Source organism: Corynebacterium sp. A21 (genome assembly GCF_052266655.1).
Taxonomy (GTDB): Bacteria; Actinomycetota; Actinomycetes; order Mycobacteriales; family Mycobacteriaceae; genus Corynebacterium.
The window spans coordinates 661,683-685,292 of sequence record NZ_JBQPQY010000001.1 but is presented as its reverse complement, the minus strand read 5'-3'; the positions used below and the strand labels follow the sequence as shown (position 1 = coordinate 685,292).

The 23,610-nt window shown below is 63.1% G+C and carries 21 protein-coding genes; 3 read left to right on the top strand and 18 right to left on the bottom strand.

The genetic code is table 11. The features are described 5' to 3' along the window. Window positions 1-614: 614 nt before the first annotated feature. Window positions 615-1,544, top strand: a complete 930-nt coding sequence (locus tag ACTU46_RS03065; protein WP_443378827.1) for a PRC and DUF2382 domain-containing protein — start codon at window positions 615-617, stop codon at window positions 1,542-1,544. A gap of 585 nt (window positions 1,545-2,129) precedes the next feature. After that, window positions 2,130-2,489, top strand: a complete 360-nt coding sequence (locus tag ACTU46_RS03060) for a WhiB family transcriptional regulator (protein WP_443378824.1) — start codon at window positions 2,130-2,132, stop codon at window positions 2,487-2,489. A gap of 571 nt (window positions 2,490-3,060) precedes the next feature. On the opposite strand, the gene secG is transcribed toward ACTU46_RS03060, so the two are convergent. The 18 genes from secG to def all read right to left on the bottom strand — a co-directional run bounded on the left by secG (window position 3,061) and on the right by def (window position 23,009). Further along, window positions 3,061-3,297, bottom strand: coding sequence for a preprotein translocase subunit SecG (gene secG / locus ACTU46_RS03055; protein WP_443378821.1), 237 nt, complete (start codon window positions 3,295-3,297; stop codon window positions 3,061-3,063). Between the two features lie 153 nt (window positions 3,298-3,450). After that, entirely contained in the window at window positions 3,451-6,216 is a 2,766-nt protein-coding gene (gene ppc, locus ACTU46_RS03050; protein WP_443378819.1) for a phosphoenolpyruvate carboxylase, read from the bottom strand. A 66-nt stretch (window positions 6,217-6,282) separates the two neighbouring features. Continuing rightward, complete coding sequence (gene tpiA / locus ACTU46_RS03045) at window positions 6,283-7,062, bottom strand: triose-phosphate isomerase (RefSeq protein WP_443378816.1); 780 nt, start codon at window positions 7,060-7,062, stop codon at window positions 6,283-6,285. Window positions 7,063-7,138: 76 nt separating this feature from the next. Next, window positions 7,139-8,356 (bottom strand): phosphoglycerate kinase, encoded by a 1,218-nt coding sequence (gene pgk / locus ACTU46_RS03040; RefSeq protein WP_443378813.1) that lies wholly within the window; start codon window positions 8,354-8,356, stop codon window positions 7,139-7,141. Window positions 8,357-8,516: 160 nt separating this feature from the next. After that, window positions 8,517-9,521, bottom strand: a complete 1,005-nt coding sequence (gene gap / locus ACTU46_RS03035; protein WP_443378810.1) for a type I glyceraldehyde-3-phosphate dehydrogenase — start codon at window positions 9,519-9,521, stop codon at window positions 8,517-8,519. 430 nt (window positions 9,522-9,951) lie between these two features. Next, window positions 9,952-10,935 carry a DNA-binding protein WhiA gene (gene whiA / locus ACTU46_RS03030; protein ID WP_443378808.1) on the bottom strand — a complete coding sequence of 328 codons (984 nt, stop codon included), beginning with the start codon at window positions 10,933-10,935 and terminating at the stop codon, window positions 9,952-9,954. 208 nt (window positions 10,936-11,143) lie between these two features. Then, window positions 11,144-12,106 (bottom strand): gluconeogenesis factor YvcK family protein, encoded by a 963-nt coding sequence (locus ACTU46_RS03025; protein ID WP_443379437.1) that lies wholly within the window; start codon window positions 12,104-12,106, stop codon window positions 11,144-11,146. A gap of 47 nt (window positions 12,107-12,153) precedes the next feature. After that, window positions 12,154-13,050, bottom strand: a complete 897-nt coding sequence (gene rapZ / locus ACTU46_RS03020) for an RNase adapter RapZ (RefSeq protein ID WP_443378805.1) — start codon at window positions 13,048-13,050, stop codon at window positions 12,154-12,156. Between the two features lie 26 nt (window positions 13,051-13,076). Beyond that, entirely contained in the window at window positions 13,077-15,155 is a 2,079-nt protein-coding gene (gene uvrC / locus ACTU46_RS03015; RefSeq protein WP_443378803.1) for an excinuclease ABC subunit UvrC, read from the bottom strand. A gap of 16 nt (window positions 15,156-15,171) precedes the next feature. Continuing rightward, window positions 15,172-15,708 (bottom strand): PH domain-containing protein, encoded by a 537-nt coding sequence (locus ACTU46_RS03010; RefSeq protein ID WP_443379434.1) that lies wholly within the window; start codon window positions 15,706-15,708, stop codon window positions 15,172-15,174. An 82-nt stretch (window positions 15,709-15,790) separates the two neighbouring features. Continuing rightward, window positions 15,791-16,270 (bottom strand): 6,7-dimethyl-8-ribityllumazine synthase, encoded by a 480-nt coding sequence (gene ribH, locus ACTU46_RS03005; protein WP_443378800.1) that lies wholly within the window; start codon window positions 16,268-16,270, stop codon window positions 15,791-15,793. Further along, window positions 16,270-17,553 (bottom strand): bifunctional 3,4-dihydroxy-2-butanone-4-phosphate synthase/GTP cyclohydrolase II, encoded by a 1,284-nt coding sequence (locus tag ACTU46_RS03000; RefSeq protein ID WP_443378797.1) that lies wholly within the window; start codon window positions 17,551-17,553, stop codon window positions 16,270-16,272. The genes ribH and ACTU46_RS03000 overlap by 1 nt, the downstream gene beginning before the upstream one ends. Before the next feature lie 11 nt (window positions 17,554-17,564). Next, window positions 17,565-18,206: a riboflavin synthase gene (locus ACTU46_RS02995; protein ID WP_443378795.1), complete on the bottom strand. Its 642-nt coding sequence runs from the start codon at window positions 18,204-18,206 to the stop codon at window positions 17,565-17,567. A 7-nt stretch (window positions 18,207-18,213) separates the two neighbouring features. Further along, window positions 18,214-19,245, bottom strand: coding sequence for a bifunctional diaminohydroxyphosphoribosylaminopyrimidine deaminase/5-amino-6-(5-phosphoribosylamino)uracil reductase RibD (ribD, locus tag ACTU46_RS02990; protein WP_443378792.1), 1,032 nt, complete (start codon window positions 19,243-19,245; stop codon window positions 18,214-18,216). A gap of 4 nt (window positions 19,246-19,249) precedes the next feature. Further along, window positions 19,250-19,906, bottom strand: a complete 657-nt coding sequence (gene rpe, locus ACTU46_RS02985; protein WP_443378789.1) for a ribulose-phosphate 3-epimerase — start codon at window positions 19,904-19,906, stop codon at window positions 19,250-19,252. A 58-nt stretch (window positions 19,907-19,964) separates the two neighbouring features. Further along, entirely contained in the window at window positions 19,965-21,527 is a 1,563-nt protein-coding gene (locus ACTU46_RS02980; protein ID WP_443378787.1) for an RsmB/NOP family class I SAM-dependent RNA methyltransferase, read from the bottom strand. Then, entirely contained in the window at window positions 21,524-22,480 is a 957-nt protein-coding gene (gene fmt, locus ACTU46_RS02975; RefSeq protein ID WP_443378784.1) for a methionyl-tRNA formyltransferase, read from the bottom strand. The genes ACTU46_RS02980 and fmt overlap by 4 nt, the downstream gene beginning before the upstream one ends. A gap of 19 nt (window positions 22,481-22,499) precedes the next feature. Continuing rightward, window positions 22,500-23,009: a peptide deformylase gene (def, locus tag ACTU46_RS02970; protein WP_443378781.1), complete on the bottom strand. Its 510-nt coding sequence runs from the start codon at window positions 23,007-23,009 to the stop codon at window positions 22,500-22,502. Window positions 23,010-23,176: 167 nt separating this feature from the next. Between def and arr the strand changes: the two genes are divergently transcribed. Then, a complete protein-coding gene (gene arr / locus ACTU46_RS02965; protein WP_443378778.1) occupies window positions 23,177-23,602 on the top strand; it encodes an NAD(+)--rifampin ADP-ribosyltransferase in 426 nt (141 codons plus the stop codon). Window positions 23,603-23,610 lie beyond the last annotated feature (8 nt).

Here is a 23,610-nt window from a genome sequence, read left to right as displayed (position 1 = left end):
GTTCTGTAGACGTTCCGCCCTGACGTGCAGAAGACGGGCGATCTTTCGAAGCTGCCCAATTAGATCTGGAACTACGCCATTTGGAGACGACGCCGCCGTCGAGGATAGGGCCGAAAGACCGATATGCTCCGGCACATCAGCTAGTCACCCTAAACGGATGTCACGAAACACCGAAGAACAGTAACCATAAAAAATACTGTGTCATAAAACACATATTGTCGATGTGGTGTTTCGCTTAGGAGTATGCGTCAAACTTTCAGGAGTCGGCACCACCGCCTTGCACGCGAACTCCCTCGGGCAACGGCACTCTGAACGGGGATGCTTAGCTAGCCCTCAAGGGCAGTCTCTCCCCGTTTCAGGCAGCGACTCGGCCGGGGAGGAGCAGGGTACCTCAATTCGCGCAAAGTTCAAGGAAAAAGCTTTCGCTGGCTGGATCGCCGGAAAATCCGCAGCCGCCCCCGCGGCTCCGGCTACAGTCGGAAAGCACCCAGTTAGTTCATGGGATTGACATCGCCACCGGTTCGACGCCACAGCCCCGCGGCTGCAGACTTCGGGGAACGGTAAGTGACCAAGAGCGAACTCCACGACGGAGATTCTAGGAAAGGTGAACGACGATGACCAAGAAGAACATTCAAGATCTGAGCAGTGCCACCGCCTACGACAGCAACAACGAAAAGCTCGGTTCAGTCAAGGAAGTCTTTGTCAACGACGGGACCGGCCAGCCCGACTTCATCGAGGTGGGCCACGGACTGTTCGGCATGAACTCCAGCCTGGTGCCACTGCGCGGCCACCGCCTCAACTCCGAAGAACTGCATCTGGCGTTCCCCAAGGAGCACATCAAGGACGCACCAGATCTCAATGTCGATGAACACCTCGATCCAACACAGCTAGATACCCTCTACCGTCACTACGGTCTCGAGAACACCGAGAACGTGGAGAACTACGATCAGCACGGCCGCGACCCCCGGCTCACCCAGGCGGAAGCCGATGCGGCGGCTACCGGCGGTATCGCAGGTGGGGTTGTCGGCGGTACCGCCCCCGGGCAGGCGCCGAGCAGTGATTCCGGACTATCCCACACCCAAGAGTCCAGCACTGATGTGTACCCCGCCGGCGTTCCGGACACCCCCGGCAGAGCAGCACACCCCCAAGAGACTGGTGAGCTGACCCGTTCCGAGGAGCAGCTGCGCATCGCCAAGGACCGGGAGACCACGGGACAGGCACGACTGCGCAAGTATGTTGTCCACGACACTGAAACCGTCGAGGTGCCGGTTGAGCGTGAAGAAGCCCATGTAGAGCGCACCCCGATCAATCCCGAGGATGCGGCCAATCTCCGCGATGACATCGCTGAGGGCGAAGCCTCAGTGACCCTCCATGAGGAGCGGGTCCGTGTCACCAAGGAATCCGTGCCGGTGGAGAAGGTGAAGCTGGCCAAGGAAACAGTCACCGATTCCGAAACCGTCACTGAGGACGTGGCCCGGGAAGAGATTGAGACCGATGGTGTCGCCGACCCCGATGCCACCCGAAATCCCCGCCACAACCGCTAAGCTCAAGTTTTTCTAGCGCCGTCCCTGCCCGACCCAAGTGGTCGGGCAGGGCTTTTGTCTCCCCTGCCCTCCGGCGGGATCGTATGATCTGCAAAACTCCGCTGTTCCAGGGGCGGGGCACAGGTGGATCTGTGTGCGCAAAAGACAGCCTGGCAGTGCCGCCGAAGCACTACATCCCCGCTATCTGATCTCCCCGCTAAGGAGTACACCATGGCAGCGTTGATTACCGTTGGTTTTCCATCCTCCAGGTTTACGCTGCTAAGTAGCCTTGTCAGCGACGGGTGTGACTGACCCATGCGAAGCTTCGGAGCGGAAGAAGCCCTACCTCTGGTCGATGCCGCCTTTCTGCCGCAGACCACTCTTCTCGGCCCACTTGAGGCCCTCCGTCTCGGCCGGACCTGAGCCGAGCAGCTGATCTATATATGTTACAGATTCCGTGTTCACGTCCTGGTGAGCTCACGGAAAATAGGGGAATTATTATCCTTTCAGATGAATATGTCGACATTCAGTCGACCAAATGAATATGATTTGGTTTTTCAGGACAAAGTATGTTCTGGGCTGGCTCCGTGCGAAGGAAAATTCACGATGTTAACATCGCTCTACTTTGATCAGCCGCGCTCTTTCCCCAAGGGGCAAAAACCTGCCGGGACAAGTAGTCAGGTGGTGCCCTCCGAGCGGGAAGTTTGGATCTCCCAGGCCAGGTGCCGTCAGGGTGACCCCGATGCACTCTTTGTCCAGGGTGCGCAACAGCGCAAGGCTACTACGGTGTGCCGGCACTGTACCGTGCGCAACCACTGCCTGGCCACCTCCTTGGATAACCATGAGGAATTCGGTGTCTGGGGCGGGCTCACTGAGCGTCAGCGTCGCGCTCTACTGCGAAAAAGCTCCCACATCAAGGATTGGGCGGGCTATCTCGCCGCCGGCGGAACACTGGCAGACATCTAACCTCCACCACAGTGTCAGCACAAGCCGAGGCCACCGAAGGGGAAATTAAAGATTCCCCGTCATCGTTAAGAGCCTCTCAGTATAGCAACCGTCGGGGCTGCTCGCGGGAGTTACTAGCTGATTCCAGACCCGTGACCTCCCTGGTGCGCCAGAAGCTATCGCTGAGCATATAAAGGCCCCGATGACCACAATACTGCGGGGACACTGCACCCCCAGGTCCGGCCGGGCGATCCGACCTTGCTGAAGTTTTTCTTCCCGGATAGTGCGGTCGACCTCTCGCCGAGGCACCGCCGGGCGGGTCGACGATGATCAGCGTTATGTTCAAGGTGAGTTGATTTCAGGGAAATCCTTCGATAACGCGGTCTCTGGACCGCGTTATCGCGCTGTCGGCCGCACCCCAAACTCGAGCGCAGTCTGACCCGGACCAGATGCCGCGGCCGTCGATAAGCAGTGCTCTCAGCCGCGCACCCTGAATTCCCACCCCTCCCGGAATCCCCTCCCAGGGCGAACATTGAGAACTGCCGCCCACCCCGGAGGGATGGACGGCAGTCTCCGGCGTGCGCTGGAGTTATTAAGCTCCGAAAGCCTGAAGCAGGTTCAGCGCCACGATGCAGACAATCCAGATCAGTGCGGTGAGCACGGTGTAGCGGTCGAGGTTCTTCTCCACCACGGTCGAACCGGAGAGGTTCGACTGAACGCCGCCACCGAAGAGGCTGGACAGTCCGCCGCCCTTGCCCTTGTGCAGCAGGACGAAGACGGTCAGCAGGATACTCGAAAGTACGAGAATGATCTGGAGTGCGAGAGTCATTGATTTCCTTAGGCTGACGACAGCGGGTCGGGGTGTGAGCGCGGCGTGGGAGTTCGTCTCCGAGGCACTCACCTTAACTCTGGACAGTATACATGAGGTGACTTGCGGGATTAGGGTTGGCTGCGGCAATGCCGCCTGATGTCACACCCCGGGTTATCCGGAGTTTCGCAAGGCAGTGGACAGGCCGTTCATGGTGAGCTGAATGCCACGGGAGACAGCCTCGCGTTCATCACCCGCACGGTAGCGGCGCAGCAGCTCTACCTGGATGACATTGAGCGGCAGCAGATAGGGAAAGCGGCTGCGCACGGAGCGGGCCAGCATCGGATTATCCGCGAGCAGATGTTCAGAACCCGTGACCTGGAAGAACATCTCACGGGTCAACTCAAACTCGGCGGTGATGACCGAGTAGATCCGCTGCGAGGTTTCCGAGTCATCAACCAATTCCGCGTACAAGGATGCCAACCGCATCTCTGCCTTGCTCATCACCTGCGCCATATTCGACATCACCGAACCGAAGAACGGCCACACTTCATAAAGGTGCCGCAGTTCCTCGAGCCGATGTTCAGCGTCAGGCCCCTCCCCGATCCACTGGGACAGGGCGGTGCCCACACCGAACCAACCGGGCAGCATGACCCGCGACTGGGACCAGGATAAGACCCAGGGGATCGCCCGGAGGTCCTCCACCGCTTCGGTCTGTTTCCGGGATGAAGGGCGGGAACCGATGTTCAACGATCCGATCTCCTGCAGCGGAGTGGACTGCGTGAAGTAGTTGATGAAGCCGGGGTCCTCGTGCACCAGGGAGGAATACTTCGTCTGGCTGAGTTCAGCGAGCTCCCCCATGATCTCATAGACCCGTTCCGGTTTGTTCAGCCCATCCACCGGCAGCAGGCTGGCCTCCAGGGTGGCTGAGACCAGAGCCTCGAGGTTTCGGCGGGCGGTCTCACGGGAGCCGTACTTCGCCGAAATGATCTCACCCTGCTCGGTGATTCTCACCGAACCGGTGACCGCACCCTTGGGCTGGGCGAGAATCGCCTCATAGGAGGGCCCGCCACCACGACCGACGGTCCCGCCACGGCCGTGGAAGAGCCGCAGGCTGATGTCGTCCTCCTTACCCGCGCCGACCAGTGCCATCTCGGCATCATAAAGCGCCCAGTTAGCGGCGAAGTAGCCGCCGTCCTTGTTGGAGTCGGAATAGCCGAGCATCACCTCCTGGGTATCACCTCGCTGGGCAAGGTATGCCCGGTAGAGCGGCAGCTGCCAAAGTTCGCGCAGGATCGCGGCCCCCGCCTGGAGGTCCCCGATGGTCTCGAAAAGTGGAATGACATCCACCTCCCCGCTCGGGGTGTCCCCGGCTGCGCGGATCAATCCGACTTCCTTGAGCAGCACCATCGGCTCGAGAATATCGCTGACAGATTCCGCCATGGAGATGATGCAGTGCGGGATCATCTCGGGTCCGAACTTTGCGGAAGCGGCCGCCGCTTCGGCGAAGATATCGAGCTCGCGCTGCACTGGTTCGCTGAAACCGCGGTAATTACGGGGAACCAGCGGACGCGGGGTCTGCAGTTCCCGGGTCAGCACCTCAACTTTCTCCGCCTCGTTGAGGGAGGCGTAGTCCGGGTGAACCTGGGCAATGCTGAATACCTCGCTGAGCACCTGCTCGAAGCTCTCGGAGTTCTGGCGCAGGTCCATCGAGTAGAGGTGGAATCCAAAGCTGCCCAGGGCGGCCCGGATGGTGGCCAGCCGGTCTTCGGCGATGGTCTCATCGTGAGAGAAGCGCAGGGATTCATCGATGATCTTCAGGTCAACGGCGAAGTCTTCGGCACCGGTATAAGGCTCGAAGCTCTCGTGCCAGGTGCCCTCGACCTCATCAGGGCCAATCAGGTGGGCAATGGTGGCGCACATCCGGCCGCGCATCCCGTGGATCGCCCGGCGATAGGGCTCATCAACCCGGTTGGGCACGTCATCGTGGCCCTTGGTGGCCAGGGCCACCAAGTCCACGGTGACATCCGAGAGCCGGTCAGAGAGGCTGAGTTCATGTTCCAGGGCATGGAGCTGGGAGACGTAATACTTCAGGGCGGTGGCAGAGGCCCGGGTGGTCGCGTATCGCAGGGTCTCGGCCGTGACGAAGGGGTTGCCGTCGTGATCACCGCCGATCCAGGATCCCGGGCGCAGGATCGCCAACTCCGGAACCACCTCACCATAGGCTTCACGGAGAGCCTCAAAGACGTCCTGGTTGATGCGCGGGATCTCTTCGAGCAGGCTGAGCTTGTAGTAGCGCAGGCCCACCTCGATCTCATCCTCGATCCGGGGACGGGACATGCGGATCAGCGCGGTCTGCCAGAGGATGGTCATCCGGCGGTGGATCTGCCGGTCCAATTCCGCCAGCCGGGACGCTGTCCGGGCATTCTCCGGCGCCTCGATAATCTGATGGCGGGCGGCCATCAGTTCAGAGATGACTTTCTGCGCATCAAAAACGGTACGACGCCGGGTTTCCGTGGGGTGCGCGGTGAGCACCGGGGCCACCAGTGCGCGGCGCAGGGTGTCCTGAACCTCGGTGGCGGTGACGCGGGCGTCGGCAAGCTTGGCCCAGGTCGCCGCCAGGGTGGAGTCCGGCGAAGGCTCCCCGGAATCCAGGGCGCGCTGGCGGGTGGTCTCATCGTGGAGGTCCTCAGCCAGGTTCGTCATGAGGGCGAAGTGGCTGAAGGCACGGATGATCGGGGTGGTGCGTTTGGGGTCGATATTGCGGAACTTCGACACCAGGGCATCCATCCCGGCCTCACCCCGGGCAATCTCGAAGGCGGTCTGGCGCGCTCCCTCAACGAGGTCGAACACCTCCCGCCCCTCTTGCTCAGCGATGACATTGCCGAGGATCCGCCCAAGATAGCGGATGTCCTCCTGAAGATGATCCGGAGCTGACACGACGGGACTCCCCTGGTTCGAAGTTTGTGGGAGCCCAGAGATTTTCCGGGCACCCTGGGAACAGCTTTAGATGGCGTTTCCGGCCGCAGCGACCAGCTTGGCGAACTGCTCGCCATCCAGCGAAGCACCACCGACGAGACCGCCGTTGACATCGGGCTGGGTGAGGATCTCCGCGACGCTGTCGACCTTGACGGAACCGCCGTAGAGGATGCGCAGTTCCGCAGCCACAGCGTCGTCGGCAAGCTCGCGGATCAGGCCGCGGATGGCGGCGCACACTTCCTGCGCATCCGCCGCCGAGGCGACCTTGCCGGTGCCGATGGCCCAGACCGGCTCATAGGCGATGACGATATTGGCCAGATCCGCGGTGCTCAGGCCCGCCAGCGACTGCCGGGTCTGGTTGAGCACATACTCGACGTGGGTGCCAGCCTCCCGGACCGCCAACGGCTCGCCGACACAGATGATCGGCTTCATGCCGCCACCGAGGGCGGCCTTGGCCTTCGCCGCCACCTGGGCATCGGTCTCATGGTGGTACTCACGACGCTCGGAATGGCCCACCACGATCCAGGTGACACCCAGCTTGGACAGCATCTCAGCGGAGATCTCACCGGTGTAGGCGCCATTGGCATGCTCGGAGACATCCTGCGCACCATAGGTGATCGGCAGCTTGTCCGCCTCGATCAGGGTCTGCACGCCACGGATATCAGTGAAGGGCACGGTCAGCGCCACATCAACCTTTTCGTAGTACTCCTTGGGCAGGGCGAATGCCAGCTTCTGGACACTGGAGATCGCCTCCAGGTGGTTCAGATTCATCTTCCAGTTGCCAGCGATCAGCGGCTTAAGGGCCATGATGGGCCCTCCTTTCATGCGGGGGTGACACCGAGGGGTTTCGCAGCAGCGAAACCACCGGCATCAGGGGATGAAACTAGGCGGAAAGCACGGCGACGCCGGGCAGTTCCTTGCCCTCGAGGAATTCGAGGGAGGCGCCACCGCCGGTGGAGATGTGGGAGAAGCCCTCTTCATCCAGGCCGAGGACGCGTACCGACGCTGCGGAGTCGCCGCCGCCGACCACGGAGAAGGCGCCGTTGTTGGCGGTGGCATCAATGATGGCCTGGGCAACACCGGCGGTGCCCCGGGAGAAGGCCTCGATCTCGAAGACCCCCATCGGACCATTCCAGAAGATGGTCTTGGCGGAGGCCAGCACCTGCGCGAAGAGCTCCGTGGACTTCGGTCCGATGTCCGGGGAGAGCCAACCCTCCGGGATGGAATCCAGCTCGACGATCTTGTTCTCGGCATCGGCGCTGAACTCAGCGGCGGCGAGCAGGTCGACCGGGAGGACCAGCTTGTCGCCGTGGCGCTCCAGCAGGTCCTTGCAGGTGTCGATCATCTCTTCCTGCAGGAGGGACTTCTGGACGTTGTAGCCCTGGGCCGCGAGGAAGGTGTAGCACATGCCGCCACCGATGATCAGCTTGTCGGCCTTGGCGGACAATGCTTCGATGACGCCGATCTTGTCGGAGACCTTGGAGCCACCGAGGACGACCACATAGGGCGACTCCGGTGCGCTGGCGACCTTGGACAGCACCGAGATCTCCTTCTCCACGAGGGAGCCGGCGAAGGCCGGGAGGCGCTGTGCGACATCGTAGACCGAGGCCTGAGCGCGGTGGACCACGCCGAAGCCATCGGAGACAAAAGCGCCGTTATCGGCGGCGAGGGCGACGAGCTCATCAGCGAAAGCACCGCGCTCGGCCTCATCCTTGGAGGTCTCACGGGCGTCGAAACGCACGTTCTCGAGCAGGAGAATCTCGCCCTCGGTCAGACCATTGGCACGCTCGTGCGCGTCCTCACCGGTGATATCGCCGGCCAGGGCGACGTACTGGCCGAGCGCCTCGGACAGTGCCTCAGCGACCGGGGCCAGGGAGTACTTCGGGTTGACCTCGCCCTTGGGGCGGCCCAGGTGAGCGCTGACGATGACCTTGGCACCGCCCTCGAGCAGTGCCTGCAGGGTGGGCAGCGAGGCGTTGATGCGACCGGCATCGGTGATCTCACCGGCGTCGTTCAGCGGCACGTTGAAATCCGAGCGGACGAGGACGTGGCGACCGTCGACACCCTCGTCGAGCAGATCCTGGAGGGTCTTCAGGGACATGTGTTCTCCTTGATTTTCAGTACTGAGGCTCTGTGGCCGAAGTCGATGTTAGCTAACTTATGAAAATGGTCCGGGGTGTGCCGAGGCACACCCCGGACCGAAGAGGGTTTTCCGGGCCCACCTTCACCTTTTCAGGTGTGATGACGGTCCCGGGAGGTCCTTAAAGCTTCGCGGCAACCAGCTCGGTCAGACGCAGCAGCTGGCAGGTGTAGCCCCACTCGTTGTCGTACCAGGAAACGACCTTGACGGTATTACCGGAGACCTTGGTCAGACCGGAGTCGAAGATCGAACCGTGCGGGTCGCGGATGATGTCGGTGGAGACCAGCGGCTCCTCGGTGTAGGCCAAGGTCTCGCCGAACTCGCCGGTGGCGGCTTCCTTGATGGCGGCGTTGACCGACTCCACGGAGACCTCGGACTTGGTGGTGAAGGTCAGGTCAGTGGCGGAGCCGGTGATGACCGGGACGCGCAGTGCATAGCCATCCAGCTTGCCCTTGAGCTCCGGGAGGACCAGAGCGACAGCCTGAGCGGCACCGGTGGAGGTCGGGACGATGTTGACGGCTGCCGCGCGGGCGCGACGCAGATCCTTGTGCGGGGCGTCGTGCAGGCGCTGGTCACCGGTGTAGGCGTGGATGGTGGTCATCAGACCGTTCTCGATGCCGAACTTGTCGTTGAGCACCTTGGCGATCGGAGCCAGGCAGTTGGTGGTGCAGGATGCAGCGGAGATGACGTTGTGGTTCGCCGGATCGTAGTCCTGGTGGTTGACACCGTAAACGAAGGTGGCGTCCTCGTTCTTCGCCGGAGCAGAGATGATGACCTTCTTGGCACCAGCCTCGATGTGAGCCTTGGCAGCCTCAGCGTCGGTGAAGAAGCCGGTGGACTCGATGACGATGTCAACATCGTGCTTGCCCCAGTCCAAGTTCTTCGGATCGCGCTCAGCGTAGGCGGCGATGCGCTTGCCACCGACGGTCAGGGACTCATCATCGAACTCGACGTCCTGGCCGAGCTTGCCCAGGATGGAGTCGAACTTCAACAGGGTGGACAGCGTCTTGTTGTCGGTCAGATCGTTGATCGCGACCACCTCAAGATCCTCGCTGCGCTCAAGTACGGCACGGAAGAAGTTACGTCCGATACGGCCGAAGCCGTTGATTCCTACGCGAATGGTCACGATTTACTCCTCATTGTTGCGATTGTGTCCGCTCATGAGGGAATGTTCGCTGTGCGGCACCCTCACTCGCCATCGAAGCCGAGCATACCGACGTACTCCACGACCCGCAGAGGTATCCCCATTGTGGATATTTCACCCCCGAATACACCGCCAATAGCACAGCTTCGGAAGGTTTGTCCGCCCAAGATGATCGACTTCGACCAACCTCACCCGAATAACAGACCCGAGCTGTGAATACACACCCCCAAAAGGAGGAAGATATTACCAAAGGCGGGAGTGGTGGCGACTGCGGGAACGCACCTCCACCAGACCTACTGTGTCTAGCTTCACACCTTGAACGGAACTCCGGTCGGAGCGGAATCCCCGAAGAAATCCCGAAGAACCACCCCTAAACCGGCACCTGAACCACCCCTAGCTAGGCCTCACCTAACTAGACCTCGTCCAGCAGATCCTCAGTCACAGCCTCCGAGGTATCGGGGATCCCACGGTCTTCCGCCCGCTTATCCGCCATCGACAACAGCCGACGGATCCGACCGGCCACCGCGTCCTTGGTCATCTGGGGGTCCGCCAGGCGGCCGAGTTCCTCCAGGGATGCCTGCCGGTGTTGTACCCGCAGCTGGCCGGCCTCCGCAAGATGATCGGGCACGTCATCGCCGAGAATCGCCATGGCACGTTCGACCCTGGCCGCGGCAGCCACCGCAGCCCGGGCGGAACGACGCAGGTTAGCATCATCGAAGTTGGCCAGGCGGTTCGCGGTGGCACGGACCTCCCGATGCAGCCGCTTTTCCTCCCATTCCAGACGTACCTGTTGAGCGCCCATGCGGGTCAACAAGGCTCCGATGGCATCCCCGTCCCGGATGACCACCCGATCAGAGCCCCTGGTCTCCTTGGTTTTGGCGGCGATACCCAGGCGTCGGGCACAACCCACCAAGGCCAATGCCGCCTCCTGGCAGGGGCAACTCACCTCAAGGGTGGAGGAACGGCCGGGTTCAGTCAGGGAACCCTGCGCCAGGAAAGCACCGCGCCAGGCGGCCTCATTATCGGAGACCGACCCCGAGATCACCTGGGGCGGCAAACCCAACACCGGGTGCCCGGAACGGGTGACCAGACCGACCCGGCGAACCAGGTCAGCTGCCCCATCAGTGACCCGCAGCAGATAGCGGGCAGTTTTACGCACTCCACCTGGGGAGATCGAGTGGAGATGAACCTTTACGTCATAGAGTTCTTCCAGGGCGGTGGCCAATCGGTTGGCCACCAACTCTGAGTCCAGTTCGGCTTCGACGATGATGCGTCCGGCCACGACATGGAGTCCACCGGAGAAACGTAGCAGAGCCGCAACTTCTGCGGCCCGTGCGGAGTGCCGGGATACCTTAACCCGAGCCAGCTCCTCCTTGACTTTCGGCGTCAACGCCATGGTTTTGCCGCCTTTCTGGGGAGATTTTCGGGGGATAGTGCCACCCGGGAGACCCCGATCCACAGACTGGCTGCGGAGTTGGGGTGCTACTCCCCCGTGAAAATTCTCCGGTTGCTCTCCCACTGGTCCCGCGATCTGGACCAACTGGGGAGCGCTCACAGGGTTTTCCCCGGGGTCGGGGACGTACGGGCGGCGGGGACCCCCAATCTTAGCGCTCGCGGAAATTATGCAGCAGAGCGGTCGCAAGTTTGGCGGGATCATGCCGCCCGGTGCGTCGACCAGCCTGATCGAGTTCCCGGAGATCGTGGTAGACCACTTCGGCGCCCAAGGTCTCGGCGGCGCGGTCGAGGTGGCGACGATCGCTGGACTTCTGGTTCTCGCCGTCGTCGACGAGGATGCGGTCCACGCGCAGCCCCGGGGCGTGCTGGCTGAGCATGTGGATATGCCGTTCCAGGGAAAACCCGCTGGTCTCGCCGTTGTCGGCGCTGAGGTTGAGGACGACCATCCGCAGCCCCATATTCTCATTGATCGCCTGGACCACAGCCGGGACCAACAGGTGCGGGATGACGCTGCTGAACCAGGAACCGGGACCTAGGGTGAGTAGATCAGCGTGACGGATTGCGCTGATCGCCTCCGGGCTGGGCATCGGATCAGCGGGGATCAGGCGGACGCGGCGCACTGACCCCGGGGTGGTAGCCACGGCAACTTGGCCGCGCACCTGCAACATCACCCGCGGGTCGTCGGCCAGCCCGGCGACATCAGCCTCGATTTCGAGGGGTTCATTGCACACCGGCAGTACCCGACCGTGGGAGTCGGTGAGCCGGGCAACGGCATCCAGCGCCCGCTGCTCGCTGCCGAGGACCTCGGTCAGACCGGCGAGGAGCAGGTTGCCCACCGCATGTCCGGCGAGTGCCCCGGTTCCGCCGAAGCGGTGCTGCAGGGTCTTCGCCCACATGGTGCCCTGCTCGGCGTCATCAGAGAGGGCAGCCAGTGCCATCCGTAGATCACCTGGTGGGATGATGCCGAGTTCACGGCGGATTCTGCCGGAGGAGCCGCCGTCGTCAGCGACAGTGACCACCGCGGAGATGTCCACGGCATTGCATTGCCGGGCAGCCAACAGGGTCTGGTAGAGACCATGCCCGCCGCCGAGACTGGTGATGGCGGCGGGCATGGTGGAGTCAAGGGTCACTGGTGAGTCGACCTTCCTGTAGATCAGGCTTAATTGTTCAGGTCGCGGTGAATGACGTTGACGTCAAGTTCTTCGATCTCGCGGAGGCGTCGACCAAGTTCCTCGGAGACGGCCACCGAACGGTGGTGTCCACCGGTGCAACCAATTGAGACCGTGATGAAGTTTTTGCCCTCATGACGATACCCGGAGAGCATCGAACTAAACATTTCCACGAAACTGTCGATGAAGGGCTGTGCGCCCTCCCGGCTGAGGACGTACTCGGCGACCGGGGCATCAATGCCGCGGTAGGGACGCAGTTCCGGCACCCAGAAGGGGTTGGGCAGGAAGCGCACGTCCAGGGTGATGTCGGCATCCTTCGGGGAGCCGTGCTTGAAGCCGAAGGACTGGACAGTCACATGCTGTTGCGGGTTGCCCACGCTGTCGAAGCTGGACTCGATGGCCCGGCGGAGATCATGCACCGAGAGATCGGAGGTGTGGAGGACCACGTCCGCCTCCTCCTTGATCGGCAACATGGCTCGGCGTTCGCGGATGATGCCATGCTGGAGGGTATCGTCCCCCTGCAGCGGATGGGTACGCCGCACATTATCGAAACGGCTGATCAGGACCTCATCCCGGGCCTCCATGAAGACAATCGTCGGAGCCATCCCCCGCTCGTGGAGTTCCGCCAGCGTCTGCTGCAGGCTGCCCCGGAACATCCGGGAGCGGACATCGGTGACCACCGCGACACGGTCCACCGGGGAATCCGGTTCAGAGCACATCTCCAGCAGGTCCAGAATCAGCGCGGGTGGCAGGTTGTGGGCGACATACCAGCCTTTATCCTCGAAAACCTTGGCGGCGCTGCTGAGTCCGGCACCGGACATGCCCGTGATCAGAACCGGGGGCGTACTGAATCGCTGTGGCACATCGGCCGATGACTTGTGAATCATGGTCCCTATATTAGCCACTCCCGGGCTCAGCCATCGCGGTGCAGGTTTTCATACACCGTCGCTGCCAGCTTCGGGCCGAAGCCCTTGACTTCGGCGATCTCTTCGGCGCTGACGGTCTTGAGCTTCTTCACCGAGCCGAAATGCTTGACCAATTCGGTGCGGCGCACCTGCCCGAGACCGGGGATCGCATCCAGCTCCGAGACCCGCATCCGCTTGGAACGCTGCTGCCGGTGGTAGGTGATGGCGAAGCGGTGCGCTTCATCACGGATCTGCTGCAGCAGGAACAGCGCCTGGGAGTTTCGCGGCAGGATCACCGGGTCTTCCTCCCCGGGGACCCACACCTCCTCCAGCCGCTTGGCCAGGCCGATGAGCGTGACATCGATGATGCCGAGTTCATCGAACACCCGCTGGGCGGCGGCGACTTGCGGGGCACCACCATCGACGATGAACAGCTGCGGCGGGTAGGCGAAACGCCGGTTATCGGTGCTCATCTCCTCCACGGTTTCATCCTCGAAAGTGGAGCCGTCGAATTCCTCAGCCGCCGGAACCGCCAACTTATCCTGGTTATGACGCAGGAACCGCCGCCGGGTCACCTCCGCGATGGAGCCGACATCATCCGAGCGCCCCTCCCCCGCGGCCTCCTTGATCCGATAGCGCCGGTAATCGGATTTGCGGGGCAGACCATCTTCGAAGACCACCAGGGAGGCCACCACATCAGTGCCCTGGATATGCGAGATATCGGTGCACTCAATCCGCAGCGGCGCCTCATCCATCCCGAGTGCCTCCTGCAGTTCCTGCAGGGCCGCCGAGCGAGCCGTCAGATCACCGATGCGTTTGAGCTTGTGCTGGCGCAGCGCATCCTTGGCATTGCGTTCCACGGTCTCCGCCAGAGCCCGCTTGTCCCCGCGCTGCGGCACCCGCAGATCCACCCGGGACCCCCGCAGTGCGCTGAGGAAGTCCTCGGTCTCGGCCGCCTCCACCGGCAGCACCGGCACCAGGATTTCCCGGGGCACCACATTTGGTTTGTCCGGGGAAAGATGGGAGAACTTATCGACGCCGCGACGTTCGATCTCGTGTGCGTCCTCCTCGGCCTCCTGCTTGGAGCGCTCTGCGGCATCACCGTAGAACTGGGTGAGGAAGTTCTGCAGCAACGCCGGCAAGGCCGGATCTGCGGGGTGGTCGTCGTCCCCGGCGGCGTCGATAAGATCACCGGCCGCGGCCTGGTCACCGGCCTTTTCCACCACCCAGCCACGCTGGCCGCGGATCCGACCGCCTCGAACATGGAAGATCTGCACCGCAGCCTCCAGCTCATCCGAGGCCACCGCGATGATGTCGGCGTCGGTGCCGTCACCGAGGACCACCGATTGCTTCTCCATCACCTTGCGCACTGCCGCGAGATCATCGCGCAGCCGGGCGGCTTTTTCGAAGTCGAGTTCCTCGGCTGCCGCCGTCATCTCGACTTCGAGCTGTCTGGTCACCTTATCCGTGCTGCCCGCCATGAAAGAAGTGAAACCGGCGACGATCTCCCGGTGTTCCGCTTCGGAGACCCGGCCGATGCAGGGTGCCGAGCATTTATCGATATAGCCCAATAGACAGGGTCGACCGAGATTCTCATGACGGTTGAACACCCCCTTGGAACAGGTTCGCACCGGGAATACCCGCAGCAGCAGGTCGAGGGTCTCGCGGACCGCCCAGGCATGGGAATAGGGGCCGAAGTAGCGCACTCCACTACGGCGGGGCCCCCGGTAGAAGAAGGCCCGCGGGATCCGCTCCCCGGTCGAGACCGCCAGCATGGGATAGGTCTTGTCATCGCGGTACTTGACGTTGTAGCGCGGATCAAACTTCTTGATCCAGGTGTACTCGAGCTGCAGCGACTCCACTTCCGTGGAGACCACGGTCCACTCCACCGAAGCCGCATTGAACACCATCTGGCGGGTGCGCGGGTGCAGCTGCGTGGGGTCCTGGAAGTAGCTGGACAGCCGCGACCGCAGATTTTTGGCCTTGCCCACGTAGATGACTCGGCGGGTGTCATCCCGGAATTTATAAACGCCCGGCTGCGTGGGAATGCTCCCCGGCGCCGGGCGGTAGGTTGTTGGATCAGCCATTGAGTCTCCGGATAACCTAGTCCTTCGGCATGTACTTGGCTTCGAGGTCGCGGAACTGACTCACGGCCTTGACCACCTTCTCACCATCAGCGGACTGCAGGGCCCAGACCGGCACGTACTCGAACTCCGGCAGCTCCAGGCGGGCGATGCGGGTGCCCTTCGGGAAGGAGAGGCCATAGACCACAGACCAGGGGTAGAAGCGCGCGCCGATCAGATTGCGAACCTCGATGCCGTCCTCGTTGACGCGGACCCGGGGGCGGGACAACCCGATCACGGTGGCAATCGAGAGGATGATCCCGATGCCGACAAAGGCAAATTGGTCGATCAAGGTGATCGCGGCACCGGTGTAGCCGATACCGACCGTGACGCCCATGAAGATGTGGACCGCCATGATCAGGACCACCAGCACCCAGGACATTTGCTTCAGTCGCGGCGAGCTGGCTTCCAATTCCCAGGGCTTATCAGTGGTCAGTGCCGCATCCGCGGCGGTGTAGGCGTGGATCTGTCGGTCGCCGAGCTGCTGCCCGGCGGTGCCGCCATTCTGAACATTCATGTTCTCGGCCTCGCTGTTCTTAGCGTCCACGGTGTAGCTTCACACTCTTCCTTGAGCCTTGGTTATTTCTGCAGAAACCAGTCTAGTCGCGGGAGGCCCGCATCGACGAAAGCAGCAGCGCGGTATCCAGCGCGGCCATCATCGATTCGGCGCCCTTGTCCTCCACCGAACCCGGCAGGCCAGCGCGGTCCACCGCCTGCTCCTGGGTGTTGGTGGTCAGCACCCCGTTGCCCACCGGAACCCCGGTGTCCAGGGCGATGCGGGTCAGGCCCTGGGTGACCGAGTCACAGACATAATCAAAGTGCGGGGTGCCGCCCTTGATCACGCAGCCCAAGGCCACGACGGCATCATGAGTCCGGGCGGCTTCCTGCACCACGATCGGCAGCTCAAGGGCGCCGACCACGCGATATTCACTGACCTCTGCCCCGTTTGCCCGGGCGGTCTCCACCGCGCGGGTATGCAGCTGATCACAAATCTCGCGGTTCCAGGTGGCGGTGACCACCGCTACCTTCAGTCCGGAGGCATCGATCTCGGTGATCTCCGGCAGACCTTCCTTGCTCATCAGTTCTCCTCTGGGTCCTTGACGGGATGGGTCGCGTCCCAGGCGGCCACGGAGGGCAGGTTGTGGCCCATCCGGTCCCGCTTGGTGCGCAGGTACTTGATGTTATCGGCGTTCGGGGACACCGGCACCGGGGTCGAGGGCTTGATCTTGATGCCGTGGCCTGCCAATGCGGCGGACTTATAGGGATTGTTGCTGAGCAGGCTCAACGACTTCACCCCGAGATCCCGGACGATCTGGGCGGCGCTCGAGTACTCCCGGGCATCCGCCGGCAGGCCGAGCTGGAGGTTGGCGTCGACGGTGTCGATACCGTTGTCCTGCAGGTGGTAGGCCTGCAGCTTGGCCAGTAGGCCAATGCCGCGCCCCTCATGGCCACGCATATAGACGATGATGCCGCGGCCGGCCTCCTGGACCAGCCGCATCGACTCATGGAGCTGGGACCCGCAGTCGCAACGGCGGGAGGTGAACACATCCCCGGTCAGGCACTCGGAATGCACCCGGACCAGTACGTCCTCACCGCCATCAGATTCCGGCTCACCGGCGACCAGCGCGACATGCTCGACGCCGTTGATCTTGTTGCGGTAACCGAAGGCGCGGAAAGCACCGAACTCGGTGGGCAGGACGGTCTCCACGATCCGCTCGACCTGGGTCTCATGGTGGCGACGCCACTCAATGAGCTGTTCGATGGAGATCATTTTCAGCCCGTGGCGGTCGGAGAAGGTTCGCAGCTCCGGGCCGCGGGCCATGTCGGTGGGATCTTCCTCACTGACGATCTCACAGAGCACACCGGCCGGGCGCAGCCCAGCGGCGCGGGCCAGATCCACCGCGGCCTCGGTGTGTCCGTCGCGGGCGAGCACGCCACCGTCGCGGGCACGTAGCGGCACGACATGTCCCGGGCGGGTGAAGTCCTGCGGTCCCCGCTCAGGGTCAGCCAACCACTGGAGGGTCTCGGAGCGGGAGGTCGCGGAGATACCGGTGGTGCCGGTGGCGGCGTCCACGGTCACCGTGTACGCCGTCTGCCGGGCATCCTGGTTCCGGGCGATCATCGGCGGCAGGTTGAGCCGGTCACAATCCTCCTCGGTCATCGAGGCACAGATATAGCCCGAACTGTAGCGGACCATGAAGGCCACGAGTTCCGGGGTGGCAAGTTCCGCAGCGAAGATGAGGTCGCCCTCGTTCTCACGGTCCTCATCATCGACGACCACGACCGCTTCTCCGGCGGCAATGGCGGCAATGGCCTCTTCAACGGTATCCAGGCGCAGCCTGCGCGATTCTTCCTCAGTCACAGTGACCTACCTTAGTCTGACGTGGGAGTGTGATCGGACACCGGTCCGCCCAGGCCGGGCACTACCCCATGGCTGAGCATGCGTTCCACATACTTCGCCAGGACGTCCACCTCAAGGTTGACGGTGTCACCGAGCTTGAGTTCGCCGTGGGTGGTGTCCGCCAGGGTGGTCGGGATCAGGGAGACCTCAAACCAGTCCTCCCCCAATGCCGCCACCGTCAAGGAGGTGCCATTGACCGCAATGGATCCCTTGGCCACCACATAGATGGCCAGGTCCGCCGGCAGGCTGAAGCGCAGCACCTCCCAGTGTTCCGAGGGGACACGGCTGAGCAGTGTTCCGGTGCCATCGACATGCCCCTGCATGATGTGTCCACCGAGCCGGGCATTGGCGGCCAGGGCGCGCTCAAGGTTGACCTTTGAGCCCGCCTCCAGCGCCCCCAGATTGCTGGTGTCCAGGGTGATCTTCATCAGATCGGCGGTGAAGATCCCCACCTCCTGGGTGGCAACGGTCAAGCAGACACCGTTGACTGCGATGGAGTCTCCCAGCGCAGCATCAGTGAGCACCCGCGGTGCCCGGATACTCATCCGCACGGAGTCCCCCAGATCGGAGACGGCCTCCACCGTGCCGATCTCCTCCACAATTCCAGTGAACATAACTCGATCACGCAACCTTTCTTCGCAGTTCCAAGAGCACATCTGAGCCCAGGCGGGATACCTCGGCCAGTTCAAAGCGGGCGGCATCCGCGAGGGTGCCGCCCACCGCCTGGGCGAGGACCCCGCGTCCCTGGCCCAACAGGGTGGGGGCGATATAAGCCTGGATCGCATCCACCAGATCCGCAGCCACAAAAGCCGAGGCCAGCGCAGCGCCGCCTTCGACGAGCACGTCTCGTGCCCCTGAGTCCCACAACGCTGCCAAGGCCCCGGATATTTCCGGATACTGTTCAAACCCGAGTGCATGCAGATTCGGCACCTGCTCCGCGGGGAGCTCGCGGGCGCCGATGACCACCCGACGGGGCTGGTTGGCAAAGAGCACGCCGTCTGCCTTCCGGGCAGTCAGCGAAGGATTATCTGCCAGCGCAGTGCCGGTGCCGATGATGATGGCATCACGGTGCTGCCGGTCCTCATGGACCTGCCGCCGGGCCGGTTCGCCGGTGATCCACTGGCTACTGCCATCTGTCGCGGCGGTGAAGCCGTCCAGGGTCTGGGCGAATTTGAGTGTGACATGAGGTCGGCCGAGTTTCAGGGAACTCAACCAAGGCACCAGATCCGGGGAATGGGTGTCAATGCGGGTGACCGCCACGCCCTTGTCCCGGAGGTAGCGCGCGCCGCCGCTGGCCTGCTCATCGGGGTCCGGGTGCACATAGAACACCCGGCTGATCCCCGCCTTGAGCAGGGCGTGGCTACAGGGGCCGGTCCGGCCGAGGTGATTGCAGGGCTCCAGCGTCACCACGGCGGTGCCGCCCCGGGCCTGCTCCCCCGCCTGCGACAGGGCCATCACCTCAGCATGTGGGCCGCCGACCGGTTGGGTCCCGCCGACACCGACCAAGGCGCCCCGGGAGTCCAGGATCGCGGCCCCCACCGGGGGGTTGGGGCTGGTGGCACCATGCACCCGATGCGCCGCCTGCAACGCCGCCTGCAACGCTGCAGCGACCTCTTCATCCAGTGCCCCGGGGGAAACTACGGGCTGGTCCATCTTCTTAACGGGTGGCCAATCGGCGGAGTTCCGCCACTGCAGCGTTGGGATCCTCGGCACCATACACCGCAGAACCAGCGACAAAGGCGTCACAGCCAGCTTCAGCTGCCTCGGCGATGGTCGCAGCGGAGATGCCACCGTCAATCTCGATAATGACATCCAGGTTGTTCTCATCAATGATGGCGCGCAAGGTACGGACCTTGTCGAGCTGCTCCGGCATGAAGGACTGTCCACCGAAGCCGGGCTCCACACTCATGATCAGCACCTCATCAAAGTGCTCCAGGTGCAGCAGATAGGGCTCGATCGGGGTGCCGGGACGCAGCGAGAAGCCGACCTTGACGCCCTTGGCACGGATTTCATCGGCCAGGGCGACCGGGTTGTTCACGGCCTCCACGTGGAAGATGATGCAGTCCGCGCCAGCCTTGATGTAGTCATCGACCCACTTTTCCGGGTTCTCGATCATCAGGTGAACATCGAGGGGCTTATCCGTGATCCGGTTGACGGTCGCGGTGATACCCGGGCCGAAGGAGAGATTCGGGACAAAATGCCCATCCATGATGTCGATGTGGATCCAGTCGGCATCAGGTATAGCGGCGATCTCCCGGTCCAACCGGGAGAAATCAGCCGCGAGAATCGAGGGCGCAATGATCGGGGTTGCCATGACCCCGATCATACGCGTCACCGATATGGCCCCAGCTCACCGGCCAGGGATCGCGGGACTATCCCAGCGGCTTGCGGAGCACGGCGAAGAACATCGCGTCGGTGCCATGGCGGTGCGGCCACATCTGCACCGACTTTTCCTCGCCGGTACCCACCATGCCCGGCACCAGCGCATGGGCGTCAAGCTCAACCAGATCATGCTCGGCCAAGGCCTTGTCGACGACCCCGCGGGTTTCCCGCAGGTCCGGGGAACAGGTTGAGTAGATGATCACACCGCCGGGGCGTACCAGCTTGAAGGCTGAGTCCAGCAGCTCCGACTGGAGCACGTTGAGTTCAGCGATATCTGCCTCACTCTTGCGCCAGCGGGCCTCCGGGCGGCGACGCAACGCGCCGAGTCCGGAGCAGGGGGCGTCGAGCAGCACCCGGTCATAGCCGGGTTCCAGGTCCGGGTTACGGCCGTCGCCGACCATGATCTTCACCGGCAGATCGCCGACGGTCTTGCGGATCAGCTCCGCGCGGTGCTCGGAGATCTCCACGGCGTCGACCTTCGCGGCGTCGATACGCGCCAATGCGCCGAGCAGCGCGGCCTTGCCACCCGGACCGGCACACAGATCCAGCCAGCGGCCTTGATCTTTGCCCTCGATCGGGGCTTCGGTGACCGCCCGGGCGACGAGCTGACTACCCTCATCCTGCACCGCAGCCAGGCCATCGCGGACCGGCCCCAGCTCGCCGGGATCACCGGACTCCAGATACACGGCATAGGGAGAGTACTTGCCCTCCTCCGCGCCGATGGACAAGGCCAGCTCCTCGGCACTGATCTCGCCGGGACGGGCGACCAGGTGGACCCTCGGCCGCTCGGAATCGCCCTCCAGGGCATCCGGAAGATCCTCGATCCCGATGACCTTGGCGAAGGACTCCGCGATCCAGGCCGGATGGGCGTGACGGAAGGCCAGGCCCTCGATCTCCCCCTCGGGGGTCAGCTTGTCGATCCAGGACTGCGGCGTTGAGCGCGAGATGGTGCGCATGATCGCGTTGGCGAAACCCTTGACATAAACCTGGTCTAGACCCTCGACGATTCGAACAGTGGTGTCCACCGCGGCATGGGGCTCCACCCGGGTATAGAGCAGCTGATAAGCACCCAGTCGCAGCGCGTCGAGCACCTCCGGGGAGATCTCCTTGAGCGGCCGGCTGGAACACTCGGCGATCACCGCATCCAGCACCCCCTGGGAACGGAGCGCGCCATAGGCGAGCTCCGTGGCGAAGGCGGCATCCCGGGAACCACTGAGTTTGCGCTGCCTTAACAACTGCGGCAGCAGCAGGTTCGCGTAGGCGGCGTTGGTGCGCACCTTCGAGATGACCTCATAGGCCACCGTCCGGGCGACGTCGACGCCGAGATCAAGCTGCTCGACCTTTGCCCGCTGCGGGCGGGAGTCGCCCTGCTTATTAGCCTGGTTGCCACTGCCCTGGGGACGTTTCCCACCGGTCCTGGCGGATCCCCGTGCGGAACTATCCCGCTTGGATCCTTGATTTGAGGAAGCGCCCTCCCGGCCCTGACCGCCCGGGTTCTCCCCGGTTTTGCGGGATCGGGAGCGGAAACCCCCACCATTACTGTTCAAGCTCATTCGAAAATCATCCCATCTGTGTCCTGGCGACCCCGGGCCCAATCGACCGCAGCCATCATCTTTTTACCCGGCGGCTGGATCTGATCCAGTCGCAGCGGGGTGGTCCCGGTACCGATATGTACCGCTTCCTTGGTCACCCACACCTCACCCGGGCGCAGGCCTTTCAGCTCCTCGGGCAGCTCCGCGGCATCGAGTCGAGCCGCTGTGCCCACCTTGAATCTTTCCTCACCCAACAGAGTCCAGGCCCCGGGCCCTGGGGTATGCGCCCGGATGTGGCGTTCCACCGCGAAATCTGGGTTGGCCCAGATGATCCGGGCATCCTCGGTGGTGATCTTCGAGGCATAACTGGCTTCACCCTGCTGCGGCTGCGCCTGGATCTGCCCGGCGGCCAGGCCATCCATCGTGGCCGTCAGCAGCTCCGCGCCGGAATAGGCCAACCGGGTCAGCAGATCATCGGCGGTGTCGGTCGGGCGGATCGTCTCGGTGACGGTGCCCAGGACCGGACCGGTGTCCAGCCCCTTCTCAATGCGGAAGGTGCTGGCGCCGGTGATGTCATCCCCGGCATTGATGGCGGCCTGGACTGGGGCGGCGCCCCGCCACGCCGGAAGCAGGGAGAAGTGCAGGTTGACCCAACCATGGGTCGGCAGCGCCAGTAGGTCCTCGGTGATCAGGTTGCCGTAGGCGACCACCGGGATACAGTCCGGGGCGAGTTCCTTCAGGCGGGCCCGAAGTGCCTCCCCGTCCTCGGTACCGGCCTTGAGCGTGGCAGGGGTGAGCACCTCAATGCCGTGCTCCTGGGCGAGTGCCGAAACCGGCGAGGGGTGCAGGGACCGACCGCGGCCTTTACGGGCATCAGGCCGGGTGATCACCGCGATGATCTCATGCTCAGAGTCGAGCAATCGCTGCAGTGCAACGACAGCAGGCTCCGGGGTACCGGCGAAAATCAAGCGCATATCCTTGAACTCTCCTTTCCTAGATATTGAACCAGGTTGAATTACGGATCTCACGCATGGCTTCCTTGCGGAGCTCCGGGGCCAGTCGTTTGAGGAAGAGCACCCCGTCCAGGTGATCGGTCTCATGCTGGATGCACCGGGCCATCAGACCGGAGGCCACCAGGGAGATCGGGTTACCGTGGATGTCTTGACCACTGAGACTGACCGTCTTGAAACGGGTGGTGTCTTTGGAGATGTCCGGGATGGAAAGGCAGCCTTCCGTACCCGTCTGGGTCTCCTCGCCCACCGCCTCCCACACCGGGTTAATCACATGTCCACGCTGGCCGCCCTCGGTGGCGGAACAGTCATAGACGAAGACCCGACGGGTCAGCCCGATCTGGTTGGCGGCCAGGCCGACACCACCGCTGTCATCCATGGTCTCGAGCATGTCCGCGACCAGGACAGCCAGTGACTCATCAAATTCGGTGATCTCCTCGGCGCGGGTCATCAGGACCGGGTCGCCGAACATACGGATGGATCGGAGGGTCATTGCGGGGATGGGCTCCTCAGGTGAAGGTGGACTCTATCGGTGTCCATGGTATCCCTGCGGGTGGACACCTCAGGAAACCGCCTGTCATGAGGCATGCTGATATCGCGTTCCCCGCGCAGCTTCCCCGCCCCCTAGCTCCCCGACCCCGCCATGGATAGACTGCCCCGATGACCACCCGAGATCCCGACCCTGGCCCCTTCTACCACGGCACTGGGGCTCGACTGCTCCCCGGTGAGCTACTGTCTGCGGGCTTCCACTCCAACTACCGCAGTGATGTCGTGATGAACCACATCTACTTCACCGCGCTGCCGGACGGCGCGGGGCTGGCCGCCGAGATTGCCGTGGAACTGGCGGGCGGTGAGGGCACCCCGCAGGTCTACGAGGTGGAACCGACCGGGCCCTTCGAAGATGATCCGAATGTCACGGACAAGAAGTTCCCCGGAAACCCCACGCGTTCCTACCGCAGCCGGGAGCCGCTACTCGTCATCCGGGTGGTTTCGGACTGGACGCGCCTGACCCCGGAGGCACTGCAGATGTGGCGGGAACGACTGATCTGGCGGCGGGAGGATCAACGGGGCGAGATCATCAACTGAGTCACCCG

Excerpts from the sequence above, each read along its gene's own strand:
- ACTU46_RS03065 (WP_443378827.1), top strand. The coding sequence starts at position 615 with ATGACCAAGAAGAACATTCAAGATCTGAGCAGTGCCACCGCCTACGAC.
- ACTU46_RS03060 (WP_443378824.1), top strand. The coding sequence starts at position 2,130 with ATGTTAACATCGCTCTACTTTGATCAGCCGCGCTCTTTCCCCAAGGGG.
- secG (WP_443378821.1), bottom strand. The coding sequence starts at position 3,297 with ATGACTCTCGCACTCCAGATCATTCTCGTACTTTCGAGTATCCTGCTG.
- tpiA (WP_443378816.1), bottom strand. The coding sequence starts at position 7,062 with ATGGCCCTTAAGCCGCTGATCGCTGGCAACTGGAAGATGAATCTGAAC.
- pgk (WP_443378813.1), bottom strand. The coding sequence starts at position 8,356 with ATGTCCCTGAAGACCCTCCAGGATCTGCTCGACGAGGGTGTCGACGGT.
- whiA (WP_443378808.1), bottom strand. The coding sequence starts at position 10,935 with ATGGCGTTGACGCCGAAAGTCAAGGAGGAGCTGGCTCGGGTTAAGGTA.
- ACTU46_RS03025 (WP_443379437.1), bottom strand. The coding sequence starts at position 12,106 with ATGCCCGCCGCCATCACCAGTCTCGGCGGCGGGCATGGTCTCTACCAG.
- rapZ (WP_443378805.1), bottom strand. The coding sequence starts at position 13,050 with ATGATTCACAAGTCATCGGCCGATGTGCCACAGCGATTCAGTACGCCC.
- uvrC (WP_443378803.1), bottom strand. The coding sequence starts at position 15,155 with ATGGCTGATCCAACAACCTACCGCCCGGCGCCGGGGAGCATTCCCACG.
- ACTU46_RS03010 (WP_443379434.1), bottom strand. The coding sequence starts at position 15,708 with ATGAATGTTCAGAATGGCGGCACCGCCGGGCAGCAGCTCGGCGACCGA.
- ribH (WP_443378800.1), bottom strand. The coding sequence starts at position 16,270 with ATGAGCAAGGAAGGTCTGCCGGAGATCACCGAGATCGATGCCTCCGGA.
- ACTU46_RS02995 (WP_443378795.1), bottom strand. The coding sequence starts at position 18,206 with ATGTTCACTGGAATTGTGGAGGAGATCGGCACGGTGGAGGCCGTCTCC.
- ribD (WP_443378792.1), bottom strand. The coding sequence starts at position 19,245 with ATGGACCAGCCCGTAGTTTCCCCCGGGGCACTGGATGAAGAGGTCGCT.
- rpe (WP_443378789.1), bottom strand. The coding sequence starts at position 19,906 with ATGGCAACCCCGATCATTGCGCCCTCGATTCTCGCGGCTGATTTCTCC.
- ACTU46_RS02980 (WP_443378787.1), bottom strand. The coding sequence starts at position 21,527 with ATGAGCTTGAACAGTAATGGTGGGGGTTTCCGCTCCCGATCCCGCAAA.
- fmt (WP_443378784.1), bottom strand. The coding sequence starts at position 22,480 with ATGCGCTTGATTTTCGCCGGTACCCCGGAGCCTGCTGTCGTTGCACTG.
- def (WP_443378781.1), bottom strand. The coding sequence starts at position 23,009 with ATGACCCTCCGATCCATCCGTATGTTCGGCGACCCGGTCCTGATGACC.
- arr (WP_443378778.1), top strand. The coding sequence starts at position 23,177 with ATGACCACCCGAGATCCCGACCCTGGCCCCTTCTACCACGGCACTGGG.